The sequence below is a fragment of the Halorubrum distributum JCM 13561 genome (assembly GCF_000337395.1).
In the GTDB taxonomy this organism is placed as follows: domain Archaea; phylum Halobacteriota; class Halobacteria; order Halobacteriales; family Haloferacaceae; genus Halorubrum; species Halorubrum distributum.
Genome location: NZ_AOJF01000055.1, coordinates 1 through 15,096, shown reverse-complemented (window position 1 = coordinate 15,096; position 15,096 = coordinate 1). Strand labels below are relative to the sequence as shown.

11 protein-coding genes and 2 pseudogenes are annotated in these 15,096 nt (G+C 70.3%); 8 read left to right on the top strand and 5 right to left on the bottom strand.

Translation table 11 applies throughout. The features are described from left to right. The first annotated feature begins 128 nt into the window (after positions 1-128). A complete protein-coding gene (locus C470_RS12790; protein WP_008367752.1) occupies positions 129-3,653 on the top strand; it encodes a pentapeptide repeat-containing protein in 3,525 nt (1,174 codons plus the stop codon). Between the two features lie 132 nt (positions 3,654-3,785). Next, positions 3,786-5,093, top strand: coding sequence for an acetamidase/formamidase family protein (locus C470_RS12785; RefSeq protein ID WP_008367751.1), 1,308 nt, complete (start codon positions 3,786-3,788; stop codon positions 5,091-5,093). 378 nt (positions 5,094-5,471) lie between these two features. Here the strand turns inward: C470_RS12785 and C470_RS12780 are convergent, their stop codons facing one another. Further along, positions 5,472-6,458, bottom strand: coding sequence for a M48 family metallopeptidase (locus C470_RS12780; protein WP_008367749.1), 987 nt, complete (start codon positions 6,456-6,458; stop codon positions 5,472-5,474). Positions 6,459-6,625: 167 nt separating this feature from the next. Between C470_RS12780 and C470_RS12775 the strand changes: the two genes are divergently transcribed. Beyond that, on the top strand, positions 6,626-7,705 hold the full coding sequence (locus C470_RS12775; protein WP_008367747.1) for an aminopeptidase: 1,080 nt from the start codon (positions 6,626-6,628) through the stop codon (positions 7,703-7,705). A 28-nt stretch (positions 7,706-7,733) separates the two neighbouring features. On the opposite strand, the gene C470_RS12770 is transcribed toward C470_RS12775, so the two are convergent. Then, positions 7,734-8,129, bottom strand: a complete 396-nt coding sequence (locus C470_RS12770; protein ID WP_004595378.1) for a hypothetical protein — start codon at positions 8,127-8,129, stop codon at positions 7,734-7,736. 94 nt (positions 8,130-8,223) lie between these two features. Here C470_RS12770 and C470_RS12765 point away from each other — a divergent pair, with 94 nt between their 5' ends. Further along, on the top strand, positions 8,224-8,508 hold the full coding sequence (locus tag C470_RS12765) for an amphi-Trp domain-containing protein (protein ID WP_004595379.1): 285 nt from the start codon (positions 8,224-8,226) through the stop codon (positions 8,506-8,508). An 18-nt stretch (positions 8,509-8,526) separates the two neighbouring features. Here C470_RS12765 and C470_RS12760 read toward each other — a convergent pair whose 3' ends face one another. Further along, positions 8,527-9,084 carry a response regulator gene (locus tag C470_RS12760; protein ID WP_008367745.1) on the bottom strand — a complete coding sequence of 186 codons (558 nt, stop codon included), beginning with the start codon at positions 9,082-9,084 and terminating at the stop codon, positions 8,527-8,529. Positions 9,085-9,348: 264 nt separating this feature from the next. Here C470_RS12760 and C470_RS12755 point away from each other — a divergent pair. The 3 genes and pseudogenes from C470_RS12755 (at position 9,349) to C470_RS12745 (ending at position 12,864) form a co-directional block, all read left to right on the top strand. Next, a pseudogene (locus tag C470_RS12755) lies at positions 9,349-10,658 on the top strand (proteasome-activating nucleotidase). Positions 10,659-10,928: 270 nt separating this feature from the next. After that, positions 10,929-12,389: a 7,8-didemethyl-8-hydroxy-5-deazariboflavin synthase subunit CofH gene (gene cofH, locus C470_RS12750; RefSeq protein WP_008367743.1), complete on the top strand. Its 1,461-nt coding sequence runs from the start codon at positions 10,929-10,931 to the stop codon at positions 12,387-12,389. A gap of 154 nt (positions 12,390-12,543) precedes the next feature. Then, entirely contained in the window at positions 12,544-12,864 is a 321-nt protein-coding gene (locus C470_RS12745) for a DUF2250 domain-containing protein (RefSeq protein WP_008367741.1), read from the top strand. A 44-nt stretch (positions 12,865-12,908) separates the two neighbouring features. On the opposite strand, the gene hmgA is transcribed toward C470_RS12745, so the two are convergent. Next, positions 12,909-14,132, bottom strand: coding sequence for a hydroxymethylglutaryl-CoA reductase (NADPH) (gene hmgA / locus C470_RS12740; protein WP_008367736.1), 1,224 nt, complete (start codon positions 14,130-14,132; stop codon positions 12,909-12,911). Positions 14,133-14,215: 83 nt separating this feature from the next. Next, on the bottom strand, positions 14,216-14,689 hold the full coding sequence (locus C470_RS12735; RefSeq protein WP_004595384.1) for a GNAT family N-acetyltransferase: 474 nt from the start codon (positions 14,687-14,689) through the stop codon (positions 14,216-14,218). Positions 14,690-14,918: 229 nt separating this feature from the next. Here C470_RS12735 and C470_RS16520 point away from each other — a divergent pair. Continuing rightward, positions 14,919-15,096: pseudogene (locus tag C470_RS16520) on the top strand (DUF502 domain-containing protein); the annotation flags it as partial.

The window sequence follows — 15,096 nt, the reverse complement described above, 5'->3', positions numbered from 1 at the left end:
TCACGACCCGTGCCGACCGCGAAACCGGCCGCCGATGCCACGGCCCCCGACGAAGCGCCTGCCGGCAAACGTGCGGCCGAGTACCAAAATTAAAGTCACTGTCGTTACGATGACCTGTCAACATACCGATGGCGAGCCGGTGTACGTTTCGACTCGACCCTCAGGCGGCCGGCGTGGCAGCGGACGCAGCCGCGGAGATAGACGAGGAGTGGCGCTGTCCGCACGACGCGCACCCGGAGGCCGACCGCTGCGTGTTCCACCTGTCGAGCGACGCCCGCGACGGTCTCGGCGTCGACGCAGACGCCGTCGCCGAGCGCCTCCGTACGGTCGCCGGCGAACGCGGCAAAGACGCGAAATGCCTGCTCGGCGCCAGTCTCGACGACCTCTCGATCCGCCACGAGATCGTCGAGGCCGCCGACAAACATCCCCTCGATCTCAGGGGTGCGACGGTGACCGGCACCCTCGACCTATCGGAGTCGGAGTTCGAGGGGCGGATCGACCTCTCGGGCGCGGAGATCGGGGCGATCGACTGGACGGAGTCGGAGTTCGACGCGTCGGTCGACCTCTCCGGCGCCGTCGTCCGCGGCGAGACGGCCCTCACCGGCGCCGTCTTCGAGGGCGACGTCGATCTCGCCGGCACCGCGTTCGAGGGCCCCGTCGACGTCCGGGAGGCGCGGTTCAACGGCGACACCACGCTGCGCGGGGCGCGGTTCCGCGACGCGGCGACGTTCGACGGCGCCGAGTTCCGCGGCGACGCGAACCTCTTGGACGACGACGCGTGCTTCGAAGACGCACGCTTCGACGCCCCCGTCTCGTTCACGGAGGCCGCCTTCCGGTACGCGGACTTCGTCGGCTGCGAGTTCCGCGACGACGCGGCGTTCGACCGGGCGACGTTCGGCGGCGACGCCGAGTTCGCGGACGCGACGTTCGCGGCGACGGTGACGTTCGCGTCCGCAGCCTTCGACCGGGACGCCGCCTTCGACCGGGCGGCGTTCGGCGGCCGCGCCGACTTCGCGGAGGCCCGGTTCGACGGCGACACCGCGTTCTCGGGGGCGCTGTTCGAGGCGCCGGCGACGTTCGCGGGCGCGGAGTTCCGCGGCCGGGACAACCTCGAAGACGACGACCTCTCGTTCGCGGACGCGACGTTCGAGGCGGATGCGACGTTCCGGCGCGCGGTCGTCGGCTTCGCCGACTTCGCGCGGCTGACGGCGGCCGCCGACCTCGTCTTCGACGAGGCGCGTTTCATCGAGGAGGCCGGCTTCGAGGACGCGACGCTGGCGTCGCTCTCCTGTGACGAGGCGCGGTTCAGAAGCGACGCGAGCTTCGCGGGCGTCGCGGTCGACGGGGAGGCGACGTTCCGCGGCGCGGAGTTCGAGGGGGGCGACAACGTCGACGACGACGACCTCTCGTTCGCGGACGCGGTGTTCGGCGGCGAGGTCGACTTTCTCAGCGCCCGGTTCGGATACAGCGACTTCTCCGGCGCAGCGTTCGGCGGGAAGGCGGTCTTCGACGAGTCGCGCTTCGACGACGACCTCGCGTTCACCGACGCCACCTTCGACGAACGAGCGAGCTTCGACGAGTGCCGGTTCGACGACGACGCCGCCTTCGAGCGGGCGACGTTCGCCGGCGTGGCCAGCTTTCGCGGCGCGGAGTTCGACGGCGGCGACAACGTCCGCGACGACGACGTGACGTTCGCCGACGCCGCCTTCGCCGACGAGGCCGACTTCTACTGCGCGGAGTTCGAGTACGCCAACTTCGAGGGTGCGGCGTTCGAGCGGCCCGCGACCTTCGAGGCGACCCACTTTGCCGGCGAGGGCGACTTCCGCGACGCGGCGTTCCGCGGCGAGGCGACGTTCGCCGAGGCGCGGTTCGACGACGACGCGACGTTCGAGGACGCGGCGTTCCGCGACGCCGCCTCGTTCCTCGGCGTCGAGTTCGTCGGCGACTACCACGAGGACGACGACGCCGCGTTCTCGCGCGCCGTCTTCGACGGCGAGGCCGACTTCCGCGAGATCGAGTTCGGCCAGACCGGCTTCGACGACGCACGCTTCCGGGGACCGGTGTCGTTCCAGGAGTCGCTGTTCGGCCGCGCTCGCTTCGAAGACGCGGTCTGTACGGAGTCGGTCGACCTGTCGTTCACCCGCTTCACCGAGCCGGTCTCGTTCGACGGCATCGCGTTCGAGTCCGGCGTTACCGCCGACGAGGCGCGGTTCGAGAGCGACGCAAGCTTCGCCGAGTCGGCGTTCGAGGAGGGAGCGACGTTTCGCGGCGTCGAGTTCCAGGGGGGCGCCCACACGGTCACCGACGCCAACTTCGAGGCCGCGACGTTCGCGGACAGCGCCGACTTCAAGCTCGCCGAGTTCCGCGTCGCGGACTTCTCCGGCGCGGAGTTCGAGGGGACGGCGCTGTTCGAGCGCACCGTCTTCGAGGACGACGGCACCTTCCGGAACGCTGAGTTCGGCGCCTCGGCCGTCTTCTCGCGCTCCCGGTTCCTCGAGGAGTCCGACTTCTCCAGCTGCCGCTTCGGCGGCGAGGCGCACTTCGACGAGCTCCGCTTCGAGAAGGACAGCACGTTCGCCGACGCCGAGTTCGGCGGCGACGCGACGTTCCGGTCGGCGGAGTTCGAGGGGAGCGCGAACATGCACAACGACGACGCCAGCTTCGAGGCGGCGACGTTCCGAGGGAAGGCGGACTTCGACAAGGCGTCGTTCCTCTACGCGAACTTCACGCACACGACGTTCGCCCGCGACGCCGCGTTCACCGAGGCGGAGTTCGAACACTCGGTCGCCTTCCGCCCGCGGCCCGCCGAGTCCGAGACTCTCGTCGACCTGAGCGACGCGGTCGTCCGCGGCGGGACGCTCGGTCAACCGGAGCAAGGCGACGCCTTCTACGACTGTACCCACGCGGAGGTCCGGGAGGTCACGCTCGACGACGAACACTGTGCCCACGGCCTGTTCAACCACTTCCGGTTCTGTAACACCGACTTCCACGGCTTCGACTTCACCGCCCACAAGACTTACCTCGCGCGCAACAACTGGGAGATCCATACCTTCGCCGCCACCGAGGCGGCCGACCGGTCGGGGTCCGAAACGGATTTCACGCCCGCCAGGCTGGAGAACACGTACCTGAAGGCGAAGAACTGCGCGAGCGACTTCGGCGACCGCAAGGCGGCGGCCGAGTTCTTCATCAAAGAGATGGTGTACCGCCGGCGGAAGAACTGGCGCGCCGCCTTCACCCGCGAGGAGGCGGTGTCGCCGGTCAACCGCACGAAGGCGCTCGGCAAGTGGATCGGGAACAAGGTGCTCCACCAGACGTGCGGGTACGGCGAGCGGCTCTGGCGGGTCGTGTACGTCTCCGCGGTGACGGTGTTCATCTGGGGCGTGTTGTACACCACGACGACGCAGGGCACGACCGGCAGCAGCGGGCTCACGACGCAGGGGATCGGCGGCCTCTCGAACCTCTTCTCGCCGGAGGGAGCGGTCGTCCTCGGGAAGAACATGTACTTCAGTATGGTGACGTTCACCACGCTCGGCTACGGGGACATCCAGCCGGTCGGGTCGACGGCGCGCGCGCTCGCCGGACTCGAGGCGTTCCTCGGCGCGCTCTTGGTCGCGCTCGTCGTCTTCGTGCTGGGCCGCCGGGTCGCGTGGTGATCCGCGCGCGGCGTCGAATCGACTCAGTCTCGCGGCCGCAACGGCGGCAACAGGGGCAACGGCCGCAACTACCCCCGCTCCCCCTCCGCGAGCAGTAGGATTATCTCGGTCAGTGCCGTAGGTTACCACGGTATGTCACAGCAAGGCGTTCAAGAGGAGCTGTACGTCGACCAGTACACGCTCGGCCTCGTCGGACCCGACCAAGAGTGGGCGGGCACGGTCGCGGACGGCGGCACGGTGACGACGTACACCCCGCCGGGCTGTTGGGGGCCGATGGTGACGCCCTCGTTCCGGGGCGGCCACGAGGTGACGCGACCGATCCGGGTCGAGGGCGCCGAGGTGGGCGACGCCGTCGCGATCCACATCCGCGACGTGGAGGTGACGAGCATGGCGACCAGCACGGGGTCGATGGCGGAGCGCGAGGGGGCGTTCGGCGACGACCCCTTCGTCGACCACCGCTGTCCGGAGTGCGGCACCACGTGGCCCGACTCCGTCGTCGAGGGCACCGGCGAGGACGCGATCCGCTGTGCGGAGTGCGGCGCGAACGCCTCCTCGTTCGGCTTCGAGTACGGCTACACCGTCGCGTTCGACCACGAGAACGCCGTGGGAATCACGCTCGACGAGGACGGCGCTCACGAGCTCGCGCTCGACGCCGACGAGGTGATGGACATCCCCGAGAACGCCCGCCAGCACCCGATCCTGCTGTACGAGCCCGACGGGATGCCCGGCACGCTCGGCCGGCTCCGTCCGTTCATCGGGAACATCGGCACCACGCCGCCGGTCACCATGCCGGACTCGCACAACGCGGGCGACTTCGGGCAGAACCTCATCGGCGCCGACCACGACTACGGCGTCGAGACGGAGGAAGGCTTGGAGCAGCGGACCGACGGCCACATGGACGTGCCGGAGGTCCGCGCGGGCGCGACGCTGATCTGCCCGGTCGTCGTCGACGGCGGCGGGATCTACGTCGGCGACCTCCACGCGAACCAGGGCGACGGCGAGCTCTCCCTCCACACCACCGACGTGAGCGGCACGGTCACGATGGACGTGGAAGTGATCGAGGACGTCGACCTCGACGGCCCCGTCCTCCTCCCGAACGAGGAGGACCTCCCGTTCATCAGCGCGCCGTACAGCGACGAGGAGGTCGCGGCGGGCGACGACCTCGGCGCCGAGCACGGCGTCGACGTCGACACCGACGCCGCGCCGATCCAAGTGATCGGCTCCGGCGCGACCGTCAACGACGCCACCCAGAACGCCTTCGACCGCGCCGGCACCCTGCTCGGCATGAGCGAGGGCGAGGTCCGCGGCCGGTGTACGTTCACCGGCGGCGTCCAGATCGGGCGGCTCCCCGGCGTCGTTCAGCTGGATATGTTGGTTCCGTCCGACGCGCTGGCGGAGTCGGGACTCGACGACGTGACGCGCGAACAGTACGACGTATAAATCGTCACTGGCGGACCGACATCTGTAAATGTCCTATTTCTGACGAATAATTCATAAATGATTGTTTGCGGATCGGCGACGGATACCGCCAAAGCCCCAGCCGTGAGGGCGGCGTACACTCGTTGCGCTCCTCGCTCGTTCGCTCCGCTCACTCGCTGTGGTGCTTACGTCGCCTGCGCCGCCCTCACAGCTGCCCCTTTGAATCCCGCCCAGCACCGCAACCGCACCTCACGCCTCCCCAGCCTCGCCGCTCGCTTGGGGCTCCCTCCGGTCGCCCACGTCGCTCGCGGCGTCCCTCGCGCGTGCTCCTCGCGCCCTATCGGGCACTCGGAGGCACGCGCCACCGCAGTAGCGTCCCAGTCCCGTGTCGAACAGCGTTCACCGCGGCGACCGCCGTCGACCGTCGCCCGCCCGCGACGGCCCCGCGGGAATCCGCCGCGTCGGGCCCTGCGACTCGGCCATCTCCCGCAGGCGCTCGACGCGCTCGTCGGTCGAGGGGTGCGTCGACAGCCAGCGCTCGGCGGGCTCGTCGGTCCGCCTGTGGGTCGAAAACGGCGCGAACGGCCACGTCGGCTCGGTCGCGCGCTCGATCCGACGGAGCGCCCGCGCGAGCGCCATCGGGTCGCCGGTCACCTCGGCCGCGCGGTCGTCGGCCGCGAACTCGCGCCTGCGCGACCGCGAGCGGGCGACGAGCGTCGCGAGGACGAACCCGCCGAACAGCGCGCCGGCGAGCCCGCGGTGGAGCCGCGCGAACGGGCCGGACCGGTCGCCCGGTCGCCCGCGGACCCACGCCGAGGCGGCGGCGAGCCCCGACAGCGCGAGCAGCGCCGGCAGCGCGACCACGGTGGCGACTCCGACGAGGGCGCGGCCGACCCCGTCGGCCATCGCTATCGCGAACCCGTCGTTCCCCTCTAAGTGCGCCAGCTCGTGCGCGAGGATCGCCTCGATTTCTCGGGGGGAGAGCAGCCGGAACAGCGAGCGGTCGATCACCAAGGCGCCGCCGTCGCTCCCGCCCCCGACCGCGAAGGCGTTGGGCGCGCGGGCGTCGGTGACGTACAGGGTCGGGCGCGCGACGTCCATCCGCGCTGCGAGCGAATCGATCCGGCGATGGAGGTCCGGCGCCCGCTTTCGCGGGACGTGGTCGCCCTCCAGGTTCGCGAGGATCTGCGCGGTGCCGAGCCGGTAGCTGAGGTACGCCGACCCGAGCGCGCCGGCGGCCAGCAGCGCGAGGAGGACCGGGAGGTCGGGGCGGGCGGCCCAGACCGCGCGCAGCAGGTCGGCGACGAACAGCGCCGCGGTCAGGTAGACGGCGAGCAGGGCGACGCCGACGACCGCCGCGGCCACGCGGAACGCGAGCCGAGACATGCTCGGAACTACGCGACGACCGGGCAAACGCGTTGCGACCGGCGCGTTCGCGGCGGTCGGATGCGTTGCGGTCGGTTGGTTCCGACCCGACTCTCGTCGCTCGGGCTCCCCCACGCGACCCGCCGGAAGGAAAAGCGGTAATTCCCCGGCCCCGAAACCGACCTATCATGGACGCACGCGTCCGCGAACACGCGGAGATCATCGCCGACCACGCCACCGGCATCGAGTCGGGCGACGACGTGGTCATCCAGATGCCCAAGGAGGCCGAGGACCTCGCCGTCGCGCTCCACGAGGTCTGCGGCGACCGCGGGGCCAACCCCGTCTACCTCAACTACTCGAAGCGCGCCCAGCGTGCGTTCAAGCGCTCCTCCGAGGAGTTCTCCGAGCCGAGCCACCGGCGCGCGCTCTACGAGAAGGCCGACGTCTTCGTCATCGCGCGCGGCGGCGCGAACGCCACCGAGGACGCCGACGTCGACCCGGAGACCAACGCCGCGTACAACCGCGCGATGGAGGAGGTCAAGCGCACGCGGCTCTCGAAGACCTGGTGCCTCACGCAGTACCCGACCGCGAGCCACGCCCAGCTCGCCGGGATGAGCACCGAGGCGTACGAGAACTTCGTGTGGGACGCCGTCTCGCTGGACTGGGACGAACAGCGCGAGTTCCAGTCGAACATGGTCGAGATCCTGGACGACGCGGACGAGGTCACGATTAAGTCGGGCGAGGAGACCGACCTCACGCTCGACGTGTCGGGCAACTCCACGCTCAACGACTACGGCGAGGCGAACCTCCCCGGCGGCGAGGTGTTCACCGCGCCGACGCGCGACGGCGTCGACGGCGAGGTCCACTTCGACCTGCCCCTCTACCGCTACGGCCGCGAGATCGACGGGGTCCGGCTCCGGTTCGAGGACGGCGAAGTGGTCTCCCACTCCGCCGAGCGCAACGAGGACCTCCTCTCCGGCATCCTCGACACCGACGAGGGCTCGCGGCGCCTCGGCGAGCTCGGCATCGGGATGAACCGCCAGATCGACCGGTTCACCTACAACATGCTGTTCGACGAGAAGATGGGCGACACGGTCCACATGGCGGTCGGCTCCGCGTACCCCGAGACGGTGGGGGGAGACAACGAGGTCAACGGGTCCGCCGAGCACGTCGACATGATCGTCGACATGAGCGAGGACTCCGTCATCGAGGTCGACGGCGAGGTCGTCCAGCGGAACGGCACGTTCGTCTTCGAGGACGGGTTCTAAGTCGGTTTCCGGTCGGCGACCGTTCGGTCTACTCTGTCTCGGCCGCGTCGCGCTCCGCGCTCCGACGGACGAACGCCCCGTACGCGACGACGAGGACGGCAATCAGTCCGACCGTGCCGACCGCGGCGACGCCGGGGTAGTCCGCGAGCGGCGCGATCTCCCCCGCCGGCGGGGCGACGACGTCGACGACGCCGGTGCCGATCGACAGCGCCAGCACCGCGAGCCACATCGTCCCCACCGCGTAGCCGAGTTCGACGAGCCGGTCGGTGCGCGCCGCGTGCGCGACGACCGCGCCGCCGCCGAGGACCGGGACCGCGACGAGCGGGCTCGTCGGGTCCGGGAGGAGGACGCTCCCGCCGAGCGCGATCGCCGTCCAGTACACGGCGACGGCGACGACCGTACGGAGCGAGTCGGGGAGTGGCACGGGGTGAACGTTCGGTCGGGCGGCACAAAACGATCGGGGGAGCGGAGGACCGCCTGCGTCGGTCTTTAAGTTTCGAGGCGGCGTACGACGATGTATGCCCGAAGAAGTCCTGTTCGAGTCGGAGAGCCGCCGGAGCCGCGAGGAGATCGCCGCGTACCTGCGGACGGTCGCGGACTCGCTCGACGCCGGGAACGCTATCACCCTCAAACGCGGCGACGAGTCGACGACGCTCGACCCGCCCGCGCGACCGACCTTCGAGGTGAAGGCGGAGCGCGAGGGGCCCGCGGACGGGCCGGGTGAACTGAGCGTCGAGTTCGAACTGGAGTGGGACGAGGACGGCGGCGGGGAGGCCGCCGACGGCGAGCTGGAGATCGAGTAGTCGGGGAGGACGTTCCGTCTACGGCACTTCGCCCGGGACCTCGACGAACGCGTCCCGCGCCGAGAGGTGATCGAGCGTGTCGTCGACTTCGAGCCGGACGGACTCCATCCGCTCGACGAGTTCCTCGTACTCCTCGGTGCCGGTCGTGCCCGTGGCCTCCAGCGCCGCCTTCTTCGAGGCGAGCGCGAAGAACTCCTGGCTCCGCTCGTCGAACGCGGCGCGGTGGAGGAGCACCTCGACGAGGGTGAGCAGGTCCTCCTTGGTGACCGGCTTCGTCTTGTAGTCGTCGAACGGCATCTCGACGATGTCGACGTCGGGCTCGACCGCGGTCAGCATCGCCACGCGGGCGTCGTACCCGTCTCCGCGGATCGCGTTCAGCACCTCGTGGCCCGACATGTCGGGCATCCGGCGGTCTAAGAGGACGACGTCGACCGCGTCGTCCATCGCGTCGAGCGCCTCCTCGCCGCCGGTGGCGATCCGAACGTCGTAGGCCGAGTCGAGATACACCCGGTACAGCTCCGCGAGGTCCGGCTCGTCGTCGACCGCGAGGACGGTCGCCTCCGGAGTTCCGGTCATCGGCGGAGCCCTCCCGTCCGGATCTCGCGGCCCGCGAGCGCCGGACCCGCGCGTCCGTCCGCCGTTCGTGCGTTCATACGAACGGATTCGTATTACCCGCGTTAAAACGTTGACCTCTGGTTATCGATCCTGATACCGGCCGTTCGGGCCGCGAGCGCCGGTCCGGGTTTCGGGGTGAGACGGTCCCGCGTCCGCGCCGCTGATCCAACGTTCTCTCCGTGACCCAAAGGCACATTTACGCCCGGATCCTACTCCGCACAACGAATGTCTCACAGCCCCTCACTGCCCGACCGCCCGCGGTTGGAGCTCGACCCCGAGATGAGCGACGCGGAGCGGCTGGAGGCGATCCGCCAGCACTACCGGCGGATCGTTCAGGTGAACGAGGAACTGGAAACGCGGCTCGCGGACGCCGAGGGGCGCCGCGGTGAGCTGAAAGACGACGTCGAGCAGCTGAAACGCGAGAACGAGGTGCTGAAGACCTCCTCGCTGTACATCGCGTCGGTGGAGGAGATCACCGACGACGGCGTCGTCATCAAACAGCACGGCAACAACCAAGAGGTGCTCACGCAGGCCGCCTCGCGGCTCGACGAGGACCTCCGCCCCGGCGACCGCGTCGCGATCAACGACTCCTTCGCGGTCCAGCAGGTGCTCGACGACGAGACCGACTCCCGGGCGCAGGCGATGGAGGTCACCGAGTCGCCCGACGTCGAGTACGCCGACATCGGCGGCATCGACGACCAGATCCGAGAGGTCCGCGAGGCCGTCGAGGACCCGCTCGAGAACCCCGAGCAGTTCGAGACGGTCGGCGTCGAGCCGCCGAGCGGCGTGCTGCTCCACGGCCCGCCGGGCACCGGAAAGACGATGCTCGCGAAGGCCGTCGCAAACGAGTCGGACGCGACGTTCATCAAGATGGCCGGCTCCGAGCTCGTCCGGAAGTTCATCGGCGAGGGCGCGCGGCTCGTCCGCGACCTGTTCGAGCTCGCCGCCGAGCGCGAGCCAGCCGTCATCTTCATCGACGAGATCGACGCCGTCGCCTCGAAGCGGACGGACTCGAAGACCTCGGGCGACGCCGAGGTCCAGCGGACGATGATGCAGCTGCTCTCCGAGATGGACGGCTTCNCTCGAAGCGGACGGACTCGAAGACCTCGGGCGACGCCGAGGTCCAGCGGACGATGATGCAGCTGCTCTCCGAGATGGACGGCTTCGACGACCGCGGCGAGGTCCGGATCATGGCCGCGACCAACCGCTTCGACATGCTCGACGAGGCAATCTTACGCCCCGGTCGGTTCGACCGCCTCATCGAGGTGCCCGAGCCCGGTCCGGAGGGCCGCGAGCGCATCCTGGAGATCCACACCGAGGAGATGAACGTCGCCGACGGCGTCGACCTCGGCGCCGTCGCCCGCGACCTCGACGGGTACAGCGGCGCGGACATCGCCTCGCTGGCGACCGAGGCCGGGATGTTCGCCATCCGCGACGGCCGCACCGAGGTCTCGCAGGCGGACTTCGAGCAGGCCCGCGACAAGCTTCAGGACGCGGACAAAGAGGACGAGCGGGTCATCAACTACCAGTACTGAGGCGACGGCGACGGCGGGGTCGGCGGCCGGCCGTTTCGAGGCGGTGCCGGGTCGGTGATGTCACGCGGGAATTCAGCGGCTCGTTTATGAGTAATTCACAACGGAACGGTGGTGGCCGCTCGGCGGCGCGCGCCGCCGCAGTTGTTTATAAGTGAACGGCGCGCGCTCGGCTCTGGTTATAAGCGGACGTTCGCGATCGGCGTCGTCTGTCCGACTCGATCGGTGTCGCGACCCGCCCGTTTATCAGGGTGGAACCGGGAGCGTTAGGGGATGAGCTCGGGGGGCAGTTCCGGCGCGGGCGGATCGAACGGCGGCGGGAACGGCGACGGCGGGGGCGGCGCGAACGAGTTCGACTTCGCGGCGCCCGCCACCGACCAGTCGTTCGAGAACGCGCTCGCGAAGGCCCGCGACGGCGCCCGGCTGACGGTCGACGACGCGACCGAACTGCTCGCCACCGGCACGGCGTCGGCGGGGATCGACCCCGTCCGCAAGGAGGCGGTGCTGGAGGCGGCCGACCGGCGCCGCCGCGAGGCGGTGGGCGACGAGGTCACCTTCGTCGCCAACCTCAACAACAACGTCACCACGGCCTGCAACACGGGCTGCCTGTTCTGTAACTTCAAGGACTCCGCGCACGCGTTCGAGGCGGACAGCGACGTCGAGCACGCGGGGTTCACCAAGACGCCGACGGAGTCGCGCGAGGTCGTCGAGGACGCCCTCGACATGGGAATTTACGAGGTGTGCTCCGTCTCGGGACTCCACCCGGCGTTCGCGCTGAACGCGGAGCACCACGAGATACTCGCCGCGTACGACGACCCCGCGAGCGAGGTCAACTACAAGCCCCCCGAGGAGTACGCGACCGATCCGGGCACCTACGTCGAGCAGATGCGAGCGATGTCGGTCGGCGGCGTCCACCTCCACTCGATGACCCCCGAAGAGGCGTACCACGCCTCGCGAGGCACCGACTGGGAGTACGAGGCCGTCTACCGGGAGCTTGCCGAGGCCGGGCTCGACTCCGCGCCGGGCACCGCCGCCGAGATCCTCGTCGACGAGGTCCGCGACGTGATCTGCCCGGGGAAGATCCGCACCGACGACTGGGTGGCGGCGATGGAGGGCGCGGCCGCCGCCGGCCTCGACGTCACCTCGACGATGATGTACGGTCACGTCGAGACGGTGGCGCACCGCGCACAGCATCTGAAGGTGATCCGCGACCTCCAGGACCGGACGGGCGCGATCACGGAGTTCGTGCCGCTCTCCTTCATCCACCAGAACACCCCCCTCTACCGCCGCGGCGTCGTCGACTCCGGCCCCTCGCGCGCCGAGGACGAGCTCGTGGTCGCGGTCGCGCGCCTCTTCTTGGACAACGTCGACCACGTCCAGGCCTCGTGGGTGAAGTCGGGCGACGCCCACGGGCTCAAGCTGCTCAACTGCGGCGCCGACGACTTCATGGGCACCATCCTCTCCGAGGAGATCACCAGCCGCGCGGGCGGCGAGTACGGCGAGTACCGCTCGTTCGACGACTACGTCGAGATGATAACGGCGATCGGTCGGACGCCGGTCGAGCGCTCGACCGACTACCGCACGCGGCGCCGGATCGACCCCGACGACGGCCCGCACGGCCCGCGGCTCGGCCCGCGCGCCGACGGGACGCCGATGCTTCCGGATCGGTCGTCCGGCGGCGAGGGAGCCGCCGGCGACGCTGCCGGGACGCCTCCCGCCGACGCCGACGACTGACCTCACCGGACGCCGCCTCCCCGAGACCGACGACCGATGCGACCCCCGGGAGGAACGGTTAACCACCGAACACGTTCCGCCGAGCGGCGGCGACTCCCAGCGAATGGGAACCGCCGGTGTCACCTTTATCGTGCCACACGTCACCACGTGTGAGATGGCCGCACCCGACGAACAGCCGCCCGAGCGTTTGGCGGGGAGTTCCGAGGACGAGAGAGGCGGCGAGCGGATCGCCCCCGACCGCCCGTCGCTCACGCGCTCAGACGAGCGACTGCTCTCCTACCTCGCCGACGTCGGCGCCGACTACCAGGCGTTCATCGCCGGGAACACGGGGCTCTACGACGATCACGTGGAGTCCCGGCTGACCGCGCTGGCGGACGCCGGGCTCGTCGAGCGCGTCTCCGGCGAGGCCGTCTACCGCGTCACCGACGCGGGACGCGAAGCGCTCCGCGACGACTGTCCCCGCTGGTCGGACTGAGAGAGAGTAAAAGGAACCGGGGACCTGTGGACCGCGGCGCCCGTCTACCGTCCCAGCTCCGCGTGCGCCGACGAGAGGTGTCGCGACCCGAGCGCCGCGAGCAGCGACAGCTCGCCCGCGAGCGCGCAGACCGCGATCGACTCCGCGAGCGCGTCGGCGTTGCTCCCGGCCGGCTCGCCGCCGCCGGCGACGCCGAGGATCTCGAGGCTCGCCCGCTGGGTCGGGAGCTTCGTCCCGCCGCCGACCGTCCCCACTTCCAGGCTCGCCAGCGAGACGGAGACGTAGAGGTCGCCGTCGGCGGTCGTCTCGGCGGTCGTGATCGCGTTCGCCCCCTCGACCACCTGCGCCTCGTCCTGTCCGGTGGCGAGAAACATCGCCGCGACCGCGTTGGCGACGTGGGCGTTGAAGCCGAGCGCGCCGGCCTTCGCGGAGCCGACGAGGTTCTTCCGGGTGTTGATCTCCGCGATCGCCTCCGGCGTCGTGTGGAGGCGGTCCTCGACGACCTCCCGGGGAACTGTCGCGTCCGCGACGACCGAGCGCCCGCGGCCCTCGACGGCGTTGATCGCGGCCGGCTTCTTGTCGGAACAGAGGTTCCCCGACAGCGCGACCAGCGAGGCGTCCGTCTCCGCCTCGATCACGTCGCAGGCCTCGCGCGTCGCGATGGTGACCATGTTCATCCCCATCGCGTCCTTCGTGTCGTAGCGGAAGCGCAGGAAGACGTTGTTGCCCACGACGTACGGGGTCACGTCGAGCAGTTCGCCGTGGCTCGTCGTCGACTCCGCGGCCTCGCGCATCGCGGGGACGTTGTCGCGGACCCAGTCGGCGAGCGCCTCGGCCTCGGCGACGCCCGCGACCCGGAACACGGGTGCGCGGGTCATTCCGCTCTTCGTCACCCGCGCGGTCGCGCCGCCGGCGTCCTCGATCACGGAGCAGCCGCGGTTGATCGACGCGACGAGCGCGCCCTCGGTGGTCGCGAGCGGCAGGTAGCGCTCGGCGGCCCCCGCGCCGCCGTCGATCGTCACCGGGCCGGCGACGCCGACCGGGACCTGAACGCCCCCGAGGGTGTTCTCGATGTTCGAGCCGTGGACCGCGTCGGCGTCGAAGGCGTACTCGCCGAGCGGGTCGAGGTCGGCGTCCGTCGCCTCCGCGACGAGCAGCCGGCGCGCGGCGGCCGCGACGTCGGCGTCGGCGTGGTCTTCCAGCTCGTGGAAGCGGAGGTCGCCGTCGCGGACCCGGGTCGCGAGGTCCGCGGGAGTCGGTTGCGACATGGCGCGTTCTCCTCGCGGCGGGCGCTAATTACTGTCGGTTCGACGGTCCCAGAGGCCGCGCACTGCGGGCGGAAAGCGGCCGCCTACCGGCCGACGAACCCGGAGAGCCGCTCGCGGAGCGACTCGCCGCCGAGCTTGAGGTAGTAGGCGTCGCCGCCGTCCTCGTAGTAGTCGTCGATGCGGCGGATCACCTCGAAGCCGAGGTGCTTGTAGAACCCGAGCGCCTGCCGGTTCGTGGTGCGGGCGTGGCAGGTGACCGAGCGGTGATTCTTCGCGACGTCGGCGACCAGCCGCTCGGCGTGGCCGCGGCCGCGGTGGTCGGGGTGAACGGCGAGGAAGAGGATGTAGCCGTCGCGCCGGACGGAGGCGAACGCGACGAGCCGGTCGTTCTCGACGAGCAGGTGGGCGGTCGACCGGCGGTACGCGTCGACGAAGAAGCCGCGTCGCTGTCGGAGGACGCCCTCCGCGGACCGAATGCGCTCTTTGAGCTCCCACGCGGCGGTCGCGTAGTCGGACTCGCCGGGCGGGTCGGTCCGCTTTTCGACGTTGACGCTCACTGGGGAGACCTAACACGCGGGCGGAATATAACTCCACCGCCAGCGGGGACCGTTGCGGGCGGCTGCGCCGCCAGCGAGAGCGGTTGCGGGCGGCTGCGCCGCCAGCGAGCGCGGTTGCGGGCGCGTACCCCGACTCGGCGCGGGTCGGCGCCCGCGCTCGCCGTGCGAGACCCTCGCGGTTCGACCCCGACGGAAACGATTTTGTCGCGGTCGTCCGTGGTCGCGATCAATGACCGACGAGTCGGGGATCGAACTGCTCCGCCGGGCGTTCCTCACCGGCGTCGCCGTCATCGTTCCGGCCGTCATCACGCTGGCCGTCCTCGCGTTCGCGTTCAACGCGGTGTACGACTACCTCGACGCCTTCTCGTCGGCGATCGTCGCCGTGTCGCCGGGAGACGGGCTGCCGG

What these genes read in the sequence shown, in the direction of transcription:
- C470_RS12760 (WP_008367745.1), bottom strand. Translation starts at nt 9,084, where the DNA reads ATGACCGGAACTCCGGAGGCGACCGTCCTCGCGGTCGACGACGAGCCG.
- C470_RS12775 (WP_008367747.1), top strand. Translation starts at nt 6,626, where the DNA reads ATGGACGCACGCGTCCGCGAACACGCGGAGATCATCGCCGACCACGCC.
- cofH (WP_008367743.1), top strand. Translation starts at nt 10,929, where the DNA reads ATGAGCTCGGGGGGCAGTTCCGGCGCGGGCGGATCGAACGGCGGCGGG.
- C470_RS12785 (WP_008367751.1), top strand. Translation starts at nt 3,786, where the DNA reads ATGTCACAGCAAGGCGTTCAAGAGGAGCTGTACGTCGACCAGTACACG.
- hmgA (WP_008367736.1), bottom strand. Translation starts at nt 14,132, where the DNA reads ATGTCGCAACCGACTCCCGCGGACCTCGCGACCCGGGTCCGCGACGGC.
- C470_RS12765 (WP_004595379.1), top strand. Translation starts at nt 8,224, where the DNA reads ATGCCCGAAGAAGTCCTGTTCGAGTCGGAGAGCCGCCGGAGCCGCGAG.
- C470_RS12790 (WP_008367752.1), top strand. Translation starts at nt 129, where the DNA reads ATGGCGAGCCGGTGTACGTTTCGACTCGACCCTCAGGCGGCCGGCGTG.
- C470_RS12745 (WP_008367741.1), top strand. Translation starts at nt 12,544, where the DNA reads ATGGCCGCACCCGACGAACAGCCGCCCGAGCGTTTGGCGGGGAGTTCC.
- C470_RS12780 (WP_008367749.1), bottom strand. Translation starts at nt 6,458, where the DNA reads ATGTCTCGGCTCGCGTTCCGCGTGGCCGCGGCGGTCGTCGGCGTCGCC.